This is a genomic window from Bacillus sp. FJAT-49736 (assembly GCF_018343615.1).
Taxonomy (GTDB): Bacteria; Bacillota; Bacilli; order Bacillales; family Bacillaceae_C; genus Margalitia.
Genome location: NZ_JAGYPI010000005.1, coordinates 56,156 through 70,454, shown reverse-complemented (window position 1 = coordinate 70,454; position 14,299 = coordinate 56,156). Strand labels below are relative to the sequence as shown.

General features: G+C 36.8%; 12 protein-coding genes. 11 read left to right on the top strand and 1 reads right to left on the bottom strand.

The window, feature by feature from the left end; translation table 11 throughout:
• Positions 1–39: 39 nt before the first annotated feature.
• Complete coding sequence (locus tag KHA87_RS20120; protein WP_213095933.1) at positions 40–1,272, bottom strand: O-antigen ligase family protein; 1,233 nt, start codon at positions 1,270–1,272, stop codon at positions 40–42.
• 208 nt (positions 1,273–1,480) lie between these two features.
• On the opposite strand from KHA87_RS20120, the gene KHA87_RS20115 reads away from it, so the two are divergent.
• The 11 genes from KHA87_RS20115 (at position 1,481) to KHA87_RS20065 (ending at position 14,239) form a co-directional block, all read left to right on the top strand.
• Positions 1,481–2,545, top strand: coding sequence for a C45 family autoproteolytic acyltransferase/hydrolase (locus tag KHA87_RS20115; RefSeq protein WP_213095932.1), 1,065 nt, complete (start codon positions 1,481–1,483; stop codon positions 2,543–2,545).
• 298 nt (positions 2,546–2,843) lie between these two features.
• Positions 2,844–4,202 carry an Nramp family divalent metal transporter gene (locus tag KHA87_RS20110; protein ID WP_213095931.1) on the top strand — a complete coding sequence of 453 codons (1,359 nt, stop codon included), beginning with the start codon at positions 2,844–2,846 and terminating at the stop codon, positions 4,200–4,202.
• Between the two features lie 266 nt (positions 4,203–4,468).
• Complete coding sequence (locus KHA87_RS20105) at positions 4,469–5,209, top strand: SDR family oxidoreductase (RefSeq protein WP_213095930.1); 741 nt, start codon at positions 4,469–4,471, stop codon at positions 5,207–5,209.
• A 250-nt stretch (positions 5,210–5,459) separates the two neighbouring features.
• On the top strand, positions 5,460–7,376 hold the full coding sequence (locus tag KHA87_RS20100; RefSeq protein WP_213095929.1) for a PTS mannitol transporter subunit IICBA: 1,917 nt from the start codon (positions 5,460–5,462) through the stop codon (positions 7,374–7,376).
• A gap of 133 nt (positions 7,377–7,509) precedes the next feature.
• Positions 7,510–9,594 (top strand): BglG family transcription antiterminator, encoded by a 2,085-nt coding sequence (locus KHA87_RS20095; RefSeq protein WP_213095928.1) that lies wholly within the window; start codon positions 7,510–7,512, stop codon positions 9,592–9,594.
• 5 nt (positions 9,595–9,599) lie between these two features.
• Positions 9,600–10,742, top strand: a complete 1,143-nt coding sequence (locus KHA87_RS20090) for a mannitol-1-phosphate 5-dehydrogenase (RefSeq protein WP_213095927.1) — start codon at positions 9,600–9,602, stop codon at positions 10,740–10,742.
• Positions 10,743–10,999: 257 nt separating this feature from the next.
• The gene (locus KHA87_RS20085; RefSeq protein WP_213095926.1) at positions 11,000–12,247 is read left to right on the top strand and encodes a cation:dicarboxylate symporter family transporter; all 1,248 of its coding nucleotides are present in this window, start codon (positions 11,000–11,002) and stop codon (positions 12,245–12,247) included.
• A gap of 253 nt (positions 12,248–12,500) precedes the next feature.
• Positions 12,501–12,746, top strand: a complete 246-nt coding sequence (locus tag KHA87_RS20080; RefSeq protein ID WP_213095925.1) for a DUF2164 domain-containing protein — start codon at positions 12,501–12,503, stop codon at positions 12,744–12,746.
• A gap of 152 nt (positions 12,747–12,898) precedes the next feature.
• Positions 12,899–13,318 (top strand): GNAT family N-acetyltransferase, encoded by a 420-nt coding sequence (locus KHA87_RS20075; RefSeq protein WP_213095924.1) that lies wholly within the window; start codon positions 12,899–12,901, stop codon positions 13,316–13,318.
• A 23-nt stretch (positions 13,319–13,341) separates the two neighbouring features.
• Positions 13,342–13,899: a GNAT family N-acetyltransferase gene (locus KHA87_RS20070; RefSeq protein ID WP_213095923.1), complete on the top strand. Its 558-nt coding sequence runs from the start codon at positions 13,342–13,344 to the stop codon at positions 13,897–13,899.
• A gap of 106 nt (positions 13,900–14,005) precedes the next feature.
• Entirely contained in the window at positions 14,006–14,239 is a 234-nt protein-coding gene (locus KHA87_RS20065) for a hypothetical protein (RefSeq protein WP_249310681.1), read from the top strand.
• Positions 14,240–14,299: the final 60 nt, after the last annotated feature.

Here is a 14,299-nt window from a genome sequence, read left to right as displayed (position 1 = left end):
GTACTAGACATCCTATTTGCAGTGTCTGGTACCATTTTTTTAGCTATTATTTTCCTGTATTAATGCAGCGTGTCTATTTCTGAAGGAGTGGTTTGTCCGTACGATATACTGCTGCCATTTGCTAACTATGATGATCGCCGGCAAGGCAATTTGTGGTGATGATAATGGAAAATCCAAAATGCCGGTCAAGCCTAGAATAGGTAAGGAAAAGAGAAACCAGTCAAAAATACTTTTACTGCGATTATATTTTAACAACTTAAGAAAATGAAACATGAATACAGCTGTAATGCCGGCAAATATTACCCCTGCTAGCACTCCGAAGTCTGTAAAGAATGCTAGAAAGATATTGTGGGCATGGGCTGCATGATGTCCTGTTTGGTTAAGATATTCAGCAGGAAACCCAAGCGGTGTTAAACCGAATCTAGGATATTCCTTCACTAAATTAATGCTGTTTTTCCATATGAAAATGCGAGTCTCAAAATTTTTCATAATATCATAGTTTCTTGGAACAAAACGATATAGCCAAAAACCATTTGCCAAAACAAAAGCAGAGAGGAAAAGCATCCATTTCCAACTAATTCTAAATAAAAAAATCCCGAACAAGATAATCATAACTCCAAATCCTGATCGTGAACCGGTCGCAATAATACCTGCCACAATGAAGATTAATAAGGCACAATAGAGCAAAATCCGTCTGTAGTTTTTCATTTTCACTGCCTTTAAGAATTCAGCCAATAAAAATCCCATTGCAAAAACTAATAAAAAGGCGGAATAATTTGGATTATAGGCAGAACCATATAGGCGTTGATGGCTAAGAAAGCCCAATAACTCGCTCCCTGTTAAATAACCAAAAAGTTTGTTGCTCCATCCTGAATGAAACAAAAGCAGGCTAATGCTTCCAAATAAATATTGATAAACTCCTCCGAAAATAATAACCCAACTAAAGTATTTCATTTGCGTCATTTTGTTTTGATTCATACTATATAAATAAACTCCATAAAAAACAACTATGCTTAAAGATACAGAAAGATAACTCCACTGCTGCTGCTGAATTGCTGCCCCAATTGTAGAAATGAAAAGAATCAAAAACAGAACACTGATGATATCGAAAGGAATATCTTTCTTCCCTTTTAATACCCTTATAATTTCCCTTGCTCCGAGAATGAACATATATAAAATGCCAACCGGCGGAAAGACAATTAATAACGATAAAGCAACTGCCAATGGTTGCTCTTGAAAGGAATGGAATATAAATTCCCTTAATTTTTTCATAGATATCCCCTTTCCGTTAACCATGTTACTCTATCCTCTCATACTTAATTTTCGCTTAAGGAATTATTAGAAATAGATTAGAAATGGAATTAGAGAATTTGAAAAATTGGTACTGAAAGTGTATGTGTAAAAACAGTATCCTTTTTTTCTAGATTAAAATCCTTTATTCTAAAAATACATGACATCCAGTACAAATGAGGGATAAATAATGAAGCAAGTATACAGTGAAATAATTCAATTTCGCGGTTCCCATTATGATTTTGGTTATATGCAGGGAGAAAAGTTAATAGATTCTTTTGCGATTAAAAACCGCGAAAATCAATGGAAGGTTAGGAAGCCGAGATTCACTATAGATGTCGGAGAAGTTAAACACGCCATATTGAGATTTGCACCAGGAATTTGGGATGAACTGCTTGGGTTGCAAGAAGCGCTTAAGTGGCCAATGGAAAGGGTACTGCGGGAATTTGGAGGCTACCGTTTGGATTATGTCCGGTCGGGCTGTTCGATATTAACGGGAGATTACTATTTAATTCGAAACTATGACTACCATCCAAAAACCTATGAAGGACGCTATGTGTTTTTTCAACCAACAGACCAAGGATACGCGATGGTTGGTCCAAGCCAACGGGTGACGGGTAGAATGGATGGTATGAATGAACATGGATTGGCGATAGGATATAACTTTATGCATCGGAAAAATCCAGGTAATGGATTTATTTGCTGTATGATTGGAAGAATTATTTTAGAATCTTGCGCGAGTGTAGAAGAAGCAGTTGTTATGTTAAAAGAAATACCTCATCGTCATTCCTTTAGCTATGTTGTCTATGATCGGAGCGGGGAAACGTTTATCGTTGAGGCATCTCCGCGAAGGGTTAAAGTTCGTAAGGCCACTGCGTGTACAAACCATTTTGAGATTATGAAACATGAAAATCGCAATCATTTGGAGGACTCAAAACGGCGTTTGGACATTTTAGTGGAACACGGAAGCGGTATAAAAGATGCATTTGAAGCCTTTCGCTTATTAAATAGTTCTGAAAAAGGTGTATTCTCCAATTTATACAGCAGCTGGGCCGGAACTATCCACACATCTGCTTATCTGCCGAGGGATATGAAGGCTTGGTTTACTTTAGGAAGTGACAGTGATCCAATCCAGTTTGACTTCAGCCTTTGGCTAATGGGGGAAAATATAGAAGCTGAAAAAATAACAGGAGAAATTGATACAGAGCTTCCATTTCTTCACATGGATCCTGGAGCAGATTGGTTCCGTAAATAAAATGTTGGTGCCAGGAAGAATTTATCACTTTTAAACCTGAGCTGAATATGATGGAGAAAAAGTTGTAAATCCTTTATTAAGAAGGAGGTTAATGATTATCTTTTGCCTTTTTAATAAAGGATTTTTTTGGATTATATTTTGTCTCACTATCAAAATGTTTCCTTAGGGAAAAATTATTTACACAGAAAAAATTACGTGTTATCATCTTTATATATAAAGGAACGCCTAAATTTTTTTGTATTATTTTTTGCCCTGAGGAAAATTAATTTCCCTTGTACAATAAAAAGGAGGATGACTTATGAGTGTTCAACTTGAACGCACAAATGAAGAAAGTGGCTGGTTAAAAAGAAGCTCAAATGTAAGTTTGGAAGAAGTGAACAATTCCGTTAAGATTCCTAACAAAGCTGGGACCTTACGGAAATTCCTTGCATTTGCAGGACCAGGATCATTGGTAGCGGTTGGTTATGTGGATCCGGGGAATTGGGCTACTTCCATTGCTGGAGGCGCACGTTTTGGATACATGCTATTGTCTGTCATATTAATATCTAATTTGATAGCAATATTGCTTCAAGCTTTATCAGCAAAGTTAGGAGTGGTAACAGGAAGAGATCTAGCACAGGCAACAAGGGATGCAACAGGGAAAAAAACAGCATTTTGTCTTTGGATTTTATCTGAGCTTGCCATTATTGCAACGGATTTAGCAGAAGTAATTGGATCGGCGATTGCCTTAAATTTATTATTTGGCATTCCATTATTAATCGGAATATTAATTACAACTCTTGATGTAGTGCTATTATTGTTGCTGCAACAAAAAGGATTTCGAATTATTGAATCCATTGTAATAGTCTTAATGACAATAATCTTTGCTGTTTTTGCCTATGAAGTGATTATTTCAAAACCGGAAATATCCGCTTTATTAGGAGGATATGTGCCAAAGCCTGAGATTGTAATGAATCCTGAAATGCTATTTATATCATTAGGAATTTTAGGGGCGACGGTTATGCCACATAATCTCTATTTGCATTCTTCCATTGTGCAAACGAGGCAGTATAAACGCAATAGAGAAGGAAAACGGGAGGCTCTAAAATTTTCATTATGGGATTCTGCTCTATCATTGACTGTAGCGTTTTTGATTAACTCTGCTATTTTAATTTTAGGGGCAGCTGCGTTTCACGGAACTGGATTGGATGTATCTGAAATTGAAGCTGCTTATGAAATGCTGAGCCCAACATTAGGTGTTGGGATTGCGAGTACATTATTTGCTGTTGCATTACTTGCTTCCGGTCAAAATTCAACCATTACTGGAACATTGTCAGGACAAATCGTGATGGAAGGGTTTATGAATCTAAGAATCAAGCCATGGCTGCGCCGTCTAGTTACTCGCTTAATAGCTGTTGTACCTGCCTTTATTGTTACATGGATAGCAGGTTCTAAAGGAACTGGGGAACTTCTTTTATGGAGTCAGGTTATTCTAAGCTTGCAGCTCCCATTTGCGGTTGTACCATTAGTCGTATTTACAAGTGACAAAAAGAAAATGGGCGAATTTGCAAATAAAAAGTGGTTACAAGTATTAGCATGGCTCTGTACGGGTATCATTATTGTTTTGAATGTTTTCTTGGTAGGCTATATCTTCATAACTGGTCATGATTTAGGGTAACAAATAAAAGTGTCATGTAACATCAATTAATAGATGTGTGCATGACACTTTTCTTTATAAAAATAAATGAAAAACAAGGTATTTTTCACTAGAAAATAAATTAGGTTAAAATAAAGGTAATCATCTATTATTTTAGGGTTTTGTATAGATTGTTGCTTTAGCTAATCCCATAACTCTTATTTTTCTTATAACAAAAATAAGGTCGTTTATTAGGTTCAAGAATGTAACAGAGTTTAACAAAATAGCCTTTGGAAAAGAGGGATTCTATGAGTTTTTCTGGCAAAGTTGTTGTAGTAACAGGTGCAGGTAATGGAATTGGAAAAGCAATCGCCGTGACATTTGCAAAAAAAGGTTCGAAGGTAGTGATTGCGGAGATTGATCAAGCAGCAGGTCAACAAACCGCCAATCAAATTATTCAAAATGGCGGGGACGCTCTTTTTATCGAAACGGATGTAAGAAATCCTGAAGAGATTGAAAATCTATTTTCGCTCGTTAAGGAGAAATTCGGAATTATTGACATCGTCATCAATAATGCTGGTATATCAAGATGGAAGGATCCTCTTGAATTAACGGTGGAAGAATGGGATGACATTATTCATACTAACCTTCGAAGTGTGTTCCTATGTACGAGAGAAGCTGCAAAATGGATGCAAAATGGTGGAGCGATTGTCAATATGGCGTCAACTAGAGCGTTGATGTCAGAGCCCCATTCTGAAGGATATGCAGCTAGTAAAGGAGGCATAGTGGCATTAACACATGCCTTGGCCGTTTCACTTGGGGAAAAAAGAATTCGGGTTAATGCCATTAGTCCAGGATGGATAGAAACAAAGAACTATGCTTTGCTCAGCGAAGCAGACCACGCTCAGCACCCAGCTCAGCGTGTCGGAAAACCGGAAGATATTGCCCGGGCTTGTCTGTACTTAACAGACCCCGACAATGATTTTATTACAGGACAAAACATAGTCATTGATGGAGGCATGACCGTGAAAATGATTTATGAAGAATAATGATGAAATAGAACAATGTTGAAAAGTAATATGTGAATTATTGCACAAAAGATTCCCAACAATGTCAATGATGGAACAACACTGTATGGTGCCAGGCAGCATGTTCACTTTGTGAATGATGGGTGAGGATTTGAGAAACAATAGGTTTGTCAAGGGTCATGCGACAAAGTTAGTTTTCTTCTTTGTTGAATGCGGTTTCATTGTCGCTTACCATTAGTATTGTAGAATCTTAACGAAAGGATGAGAGCGAATGGCTCAATCAAATATAAAAGTAGCGGTTCAGAAATTCGGTAACTTTTTGAGCTCGATGGTCATGCCGAATATCTCGGCCTTTATTGCATGGGGTTTGATTACTGCATTTTTTATACCTACTGGCTTTACTCCCAATGCAAAACTTGCCGCGATGGTTGGCCCAATACTTACCTATTTGCTGCCGATTTTAATTGGTTATACAGGTGGTAAGCTCGTACATGATCAGCGTGGTGCTGTTGTTGGTGCAATTGCAACGATGGGGGTAATCGTTGGAGAGCCAACTGTTCCAATGTTCCTTGGCGCGATGATCATGGGACCACTTGGTGGTTATGTAATTAAACAATTTGATAAGTGGGTAGAAGGAAAAATCAAAGCCGGTTTTGAAATGCTTGTTAATAATTTCTCCGGTGGTATTTTAGGAGGGGCACTGGCCATCCTTGCGTTCTTGGCAATTGGTCCAGCTGTCAAAGTATTAACTGGCTGGCTTGTGCATGGTGTAGATTGGCTAGTAGCGACAAATTTATTGCCACTGACAAGCATCATTATCGAACCTGCAAAAATCTTGTTCCTTAATAATGCAATTAACCATGGTGTATTGTCACCAATAGGTATTGAGCAAGCAAAAACTGCAGGTAAATCGATTCTATTCTTACTCGAAGCAAATCCTGGCCCAGGTATAGGATTATTACTTGCTTATTGTATTTTTGGAAAAGGTACAGCAAGACGCTCAGCACCAGGTGCTGCCCTAATCCAATTCTTTGGTGGTATTCACGAAATATATTTTCCATATGTGTTAATGCGTCCAATGTTGTTTATCGCTGTAATCCTTGGTGGTATGAGTGGTGTATTTACATTGGTGCTTCTAGGCGGAGGGTTACTTGCTCCAGCATCACCGGGCAGTATTATCGCTGTTATAGCGGTTACCCCACACCATGCTAGTTCTTATATAGCAAATATTGCTGGGGTACTGGTTGCAGCAATTGTATCCTTTGTTGTTTCTTCCTTCATATTAAAAACAGGTAAGCAACAGGATGAAAATATTGAAGAGGCTGCAAGAAAAATGCAAGAAATGAAAGGGAAGAAAAGCTCAGTTGCAGATGTATTTAAGGCAGATCAAGGGAAAATGCCTGAACAAGTAAGCAAAATTGTATTTGCCTGCGATGCAGGAATGGGCTCTAGTGCTATGGGAGCATCCCTTCTTCGCAAAAAGGTAAAAGAAGCGGGATTAGATATTTCTGTAACGAACACAGCAATCAGCAATCTACCTCCCGATGCACAAATTGTCGTAACACAGGAAGAGCTGACACCAAGAGCAAGGAATAAGGTTCCGAATGCTTATCATATTTCAGTAGATAATTTCTTATCTAGTCCAGAATATGATAAATTAATGGATCAGCTGAAAAATGGTGATACAAATGAGCTTCAGGAAGTTGTGGAGGATGCAGAATCCAATGCTCCAAGACCTGAAGATACACAACAGGCAAATGATGGATTATTATTGGAAAAGAATATTTTCCTCAATAAACAATTCGTTAATAAAGAAGAAGCAATTCGCTTTGCGGGAAGAGCATTAGTCGAGTCTGGATATGTAAAAGAAAGCTATATCGACGCAATGATTGCCCGTGATGAAATGACCTCAACCTATATGGGTAACGATGTGGCGATCCCTCACGGAACGGAGGAAGCGAAGAAGGATGTACTTCAGTCCGGCTTTACAGTGATTCAGGTACCAAATGGAGTAGATTTTGACGGCCAGAAGGTCCGCTTAATCTTCGGAATCGCCGGCAAAGACGGCACACATCTTGAAATCCTGTCCGGTATCGCTGTAACATGCTCTGATATGGAGAACATTGAGAAATTGGTTGCTGCTAAAACAGCACAAGAGGTTATGGATATTATTAACGATAAAAAATAAGCTGTATTCTGAATAGAAAAGCGATCCTTTCGCTTTTCTATTCGCTATTTACTGGGCCTACTTCCACTATACTTTGTCCAATCGGACAAAGAAGGAGAGTCCTTTTATAAATTTCCTGAAATGAGATGATAGCATGTTTATTACCTCAAGGGAAAAAGCCATCATCGAGTTAATTATTAAAACATCCGGGAAGCATACCGCTTTTTCTATTGGTACATTTTTAAATGTAAGCGTACGAACGATTCAACGTGATTTAAAAGCAGTTGAAAAAATCTTAGAGCAATATCACCTTCGTTTAGAACGAAATACGAATGATGGTTTAATAATTGAAGGAAAGAATGAGCAAATTTTTCGCTTGGTTCAACAATTGACAAGCAGTCAGCCAGTAGATCAAACACCTCAAGAGCGAAAGCTGCTGCTGCTTCTAACATTATTGAAAGATGTAGAGTCGTTTAAAATTCAAGCTCTAGCAATGCATTTAGGGGTTAGCATTAGCACACTTACTACATATCTTGATGAACTGACAGAATGGCTTGGGAATTTCGATCTACAGCTCACTCGAAAAAGAGGGGTAGGAGTAGAATTTCATGGAAATGAAGAAAATAAGCGTAAAGCATTGGCAAGTTACTTTTTGCTTTATTTTAGTGAAGAACTAATCGAAAGCTTATTTTTGCTGGAAAAGGAAAAAGCCTCACAAGATAAAATATTGCATTATTTTAATCCTGATTATTTACTGGAAATCGATCGGACGGTAAATGATCCATTTATTTATCGACATTCACAGCTTGCGGACAGTGACTATATTGGTCTAATTGTTCAAATATATATCACTATTCAAAGGTTACAAGCAGGTTTTTATCTAGAGACCGGTGGAGAGTATGAAAAGGCATCAGAAGAATACTTGCTTATGGAAAAAATCTGCAACAGATTAGAAAACACCCTATCTGTTCGATTTACAGATGCGGATAGAAGCTTTTTAACAGCTATTTTAAAAGGGTCCAAGCTTCAAGCAGTGGAAACTGTCTCATATGACAGCATATTGCTCGGTCAAATGATAAAAAATATGATCCAATATGTCTCTACGCAACTGCATGTAGATTTGACGAAGGATTTTTCCTTATTTCAAGGGCTTCTTTCCCATATGGAGCCATCTATCTTTCGTATAAAACAGAAAATGAGGCTGTTCAATCCATTAACGGATGAGATCAAAAGGAAATACCCAGTTCTTTTTCTGACTGTTAAAAATAGTGTAGAGAAGGAATTTAAAGATATAGATCACTTTCCTGAGGATGAAATCGCTTTTATCGTACTTCATTTCGGCTCAGCACTAGTCATGCGGGAGGAAGAAATGAATATTCAGGCATTAGTCGTTTGTCCGACAGGTATTGGTACATCGAAAATGCTCGCGAGCAGAATAAAAAAAGAAATAGCAGAAATTGATTCGGTTGAAATAAAATCCATTAAAGAAATTCAGCGGTTAGAGAGCTTGAATAAATTCGATATCATCCTATCTACCGTCCGTCTTCCGTTTATTCGTTCGGAATATATACTGGTCAATCCACTTCTTAGTGATGATGATATAAAAGTGATTAGAAGCTTTTTACAAAAAAACATCGGTAATTTCACGAAGGATAAGAAATATCAAATAAAAACGGAACCGAAGGTATCAAGAAAAACACAGCCTACGCTTAAAGGTATGCTACAAGAACTAAAGGATATGGAACAAGGGATCGAATGGATTATTCAGCATTTCCGTGTATATCGAAATCTCCGATTGAATGGATATGAAGAAACAATTATAGAAATGCTAAGAATTGCAGAGAGAGAGAGCTTAATTTCTAATGCTAATGATGTAATGGAAACACTGAAGGATCGCGAACGAAAAGGTGGCCTTGGCATCCCTGGTACTGGGATGGCTCTATTTCATTGCAGAAGTGAAAATGTACATGGGCTTATCTTCCAAATAGCTCATTTGGATAAACCATTCTTTGTAAAAGGAATGGACGGTAACGAAATGCTTATGAAAAACTTGCTGCTTATGCTTGCCCCAGAAAATTTAAGTGCCAGAGAGCAAGAAATCATTAGTTTGCTTAGTACAAGTTTAATTGAAACGAATGAATCCATTATGATTTTTTCGTCTGCGAACGAGGCGGCTATTCGTTCAAAATTAGAATCCATCTTCTTAGAATATCTTCAAACTAATATAGTAAAGGAATGATTGACATGAAACAGGCAGTTCATTTTGGTGCAGGAAATATAGGGAGAGGTTTTATAGGTGCTCTCTTTTCCCAATCAGACTATCATGTAACCTTTGTAGATATTGCAGATCAAATTATTGATCAGTTAAACAGGGATAAACAATATCAGGTAAAATTGGCTACTGATCAACAGGAGTCTATGACAATAAAAAATGTCTCTGGTCTAAACAATATGAAGCAGGAAAACGAAGTAGTGGAAGCTATTAAAAATGCAACTTATTTAACCACTGCAATTGGTCCAACTATTCTTCCGCGTATTGCTCCATTAATTGCAAAAGGGCTAACGGAAAGAGTGAAGGAAAGCAGTGAAAAATTATATGTAATTGCTTGTGAAAACCAAATTTCAGCAACAGATTTATTAAAGGGCTACATATTTGAACATCTTGATGAAGATACGAAAGCTAATATAACAGATAAGGTTTACTTTTTTAATTCAGCAGTAGACCGCATTGTTCCGATTCAAAATAATAATGGTTCGCTTGATGTTTTAGTAGAGCCTTACTATGAATGGGTTGTGGAAACGACAGAGGATATCCCGCATGTGGAAGGAATGAAAATTGTTGCAGATTTAGCTCCTTATATTGAAAGAAAGCTATTTACCGTCAATACAGGTCACGCTGTTATAGCTTATCTTGGGTATTTAGAGAATAAACCAACCATTGATCAAACATTAGCAGATGACTCAATCGAAAAGCAGGTTCAGAATACACTCGGCGAAACAGGAGCTTACTTAATCAATCAATATGGATTAAATTCAGATGAACATCAGCAATATATACAGAAAATCATACGACGATTTAAAAATGCCTATTTAAATGATGCTGTAACAAGAGTAGGACGTTCTCCTATACGTAAGTTAGGTCCAAATGATCGACTGGTACGTCCGGCAGTTGAAGCAAATAAGGCTGGATTACCCTATACAAATCTTGCAAAGGCAATTGCTTCCGCCCTGCTATTTGATTATAAAGAGGATGAAGAGGCAGTAAAATTACAGGAAATGATACATCTACAAGGGGTTAAGCATGTTTTAAAGGAAATTAGTGGACTAGATGAAAATAGTGAAATAACTTCAGAGGTACTACGGCATTACGAGGATCTAAGGAAGTAACTTTTTATGCACATGAAGATTTTCCCGGTCTTCATGTGTTTTATTTTCAAGAATCATTCAAGATACTCCGCTATTATCCGACTTAAAAATAATTATCCATTCAACCCCATTCGGTTCCTTTTCATCTCAAAATGATATCAATTACATGTTAATTATATATTGTTCATATGATTAATTACATATATTATAGTAAAATAGAAATAAAAGCCCTTTCATAAATTAAAATATACAAATAATAAGCAAAGGAGAATGACAACATGAAGAAAATCAGCTTAGGATGGCAAATTCTGATTGGACTTGCCCTTGGTATACTGGTTGGCGCGATATTTTTTGAAAACCCTGTTTTACCGCAAATTTTAAAGCCGATTGGGGATATTTTTCTGAGATTAATTAAAATGATTGTCGTACCAATTGTTTTATCAAGTCTGATTATCGGAGTATCTGGCGTTGGAGATATGAAGTCTCTTGGAAAAATTGGCGGCAAAACCATTCTCTATTTTGAAATAATAACGACGATTGCAATTATTGTGGGTCTTTTTGCAGCTAACTTGTTTCACCCTGGTACAGGAATCGATCGGTCCCATTTGGTAAAAACCGATATCTCAAGCTATGTAACCACAACGGAATCAACAAAAAGTCACTCATTTGTAGATACTATCGTTAATATTGTTCCGACGAATCCTATTCAGGCATTAGCAAATGGGGATATGCTTGCAATCATATTCTTCTCCGTTTTGTTTGGATTAGGAGTAGCAGCAATTGGGGAAAGAGGAAAACCAGTAATCGGATTCTTTAAAGGTGTAGCAGATACCATGTTCTACGTTACAAATCAAATAATGAAGGTAGCGCCAATTGGTGTATTTGCCTTGATTGGTGTAACCGTTTCTACGTTTGGAGTGTCATCCCTATTTCCACTCATTAAATTAGTAACTGTGGTATATGGTGCAATGGTCTTCTTTATCATTGTCATACTGGGGATCGTTGCTAAAATTGCAAAAGTTAACATTTTTAAACTGCTTCGCTATTTAAAAGACGAGCTATTATTAGGATATTCCACATCCAGCTCTGAAACAGTACTTCCAAGAATAATGGAGAAAATGGAGAGAATTGGATGCCCGAAGGCCATTACTTCATTTGTTATCCCTGCAGGATATTCCTTTAATTTGGACGGATCTACCCTATATCAATCCATTGCTGCGCTATTTATCGCTCAGATTTATGGTATTCATATGAGTATTGGACATCAAATTACACTTGTTTTAGTTTTAATGATTACCTCAAAAGGAATTGCAGGAGTTCCGGGAGTTTCATTTGTAGTGCTTCTTGCAACTTTAGGAAGTGTTGGTCTTCCGGTAGAAGGCCTGGCTTTAATTGCAGGAATTGACCGAATCCTTGATATGGCACGTACTGCAGTCAACATCGTAGGAAATTCTTTAGCGGCAATTGTCGTTTCTAAATGGGAAGGGCATAAGGTAAGAGACGAATTAGAAAATCAGACTGTATAGAAAAAATTCACTTGAATAATGAGTAACCTAATGTGAACGCTTGGAGCATTTTATCATCCAGGCGTCTTTTTTTCTTTTTTTAACTTTTATCTAAACCTGGAAAAGGAACTATAAAAACTATTTGAGAGTATAACAGCGTACCTATAGGGATAATAGAATTAGTGAACTTCGATTTAAGTCCGAATTTTTCTTTTATTATTCTGCTTTTGTGTAGTATAGTACTACTAATCTATTTTTCAAGGAAGTGGTATTAATGTTTTTGAAAATTACTAAGGAACAAAGACAACAAATGATAACAGAAATTCAGGAATTTTTTTTGCATGAGAGGGATGAGGAGATAACGGAATTTGCCGCAGAAAGTGTTTTAAACTTTTTTAAGGAATCATTGGCACCGCATTTTTATAATACAGCCCTTCAAGATGCAAAGCACCTAGTCGAACAGCAGATCCTATCATTAGAAGAGGAAATTGCTGCTTTGGAACGCCCGGTTAAAAAATAATATTATTTTTTATACAAAGATGAAGGACATTTAGGTAAAAAAACGAATAGAAGTACTCGTTATATGTAGCTTATAGACCACTTGACAGGAAAGAATATCCCGATGTCTTCATTATGATGAATAGGGAATTTTTGTTTGGGGGAGACAAAGGTATGGAATATATTTTGAAAAGTGGAGAAGTAATTAAGTTCCGACTATATAAGGATGAAGATTTTGTACAAGTCCATCAATTAAATATACAAGAAGAATGGAATAATCTTGTAGAAAAAAAGGAAGATGCACGACAAGCATGGGTGAATTCAAATGTAAAGTTTGTTGCTATTCTCAATGAAAAAATTATAGGTTATATTAGGGGAATTACAGATGAGAATATAACCTTGTTTGTTTGTGAATTATTGATAGGCAGCGATTATCGCGGACTCGGGATAGGAACAAGTTTATTAAAATTTGCGCATCAAAAATTTCCAAAAACGAGAATGGAACTATTGGGGTCTAACACTTCCTATACCTACTATGAAAATCTTAAATTTAGAAACTTTCAAGGCTTTAGGAAAACGCTTGTGGAATGGTAATGAACAAGGGAGAGTGTCCTAAAATGAAAAAGATAGTATTAGTCCCGCATCTAGAAGAATATGCGAAAAAAATGTCTAGTTTATCCTCTATGCCGGAAGTGAAAGACGCACTCGGGTTAAGTGATGAACAAACATCTGTTGCGGGAACAATCGATTTCATTCGTTATATTCAGGAAGAAGAAAGATTAGGAAAACAATATTCCAGAGTAATTATGAATGAAGAAGAGAAATTGGTAGGGGTTATCACACTAAAGGAATTAGATTTTGACAATAAAACATGTCATATCGGAACTTGGATCGGTTACCCTTATTGGGGAAAAGGGTACAATCAACTGGCGAAAGCAGAAATGTTAAATATTGCATTTCGTGATTTAAATTTAGATTATGTTTTTGCGGGAGCCAGAAAAATAAACCTGCGCTCCCAACAGGCTCAGATAAAGCTTCCGTATATGAGTATTGGGGTAGAAGAAGAGTTTCCGGAAGAACATCAAAAACTGGAGAGGCAAGAGGGAATGCCGTGTGTATTAAATGTGGTAAGGAAGGAACAGTTTGTGGAGTGGTATGTACGTTTCTGCTCGTAAGTGGTCTATATACGTTTTGGATGAAGGTAATTAGAATTTTATGTTGAATTTTTATAAAGAAACATACATGGGGAATGTTAGATAACGGTAGTAGGGGGTACATGATATGAATAAAATGACAGTAACAGGGTTAATGGGGACAGGAAATTGGCTAGGTATACTTTCAACAATATTTATTGTATTAAGCTTTTATTTTGGTCTTTCTTTTTTTCAATACTTAAAATTAGGTGATGAACGACTCATTAAACAGTCTAAAATTGCAGCAGTCATTTGCCTTGCATTCGGACTGTTGATTCCAGTGTTTTATGGGTTGTACCTATATAATCAAATGATGAAATAACATCATTTATGAACGGAAAATTGGAAAATCACCTATAGAAAACGGAGATGACGTGTAGTC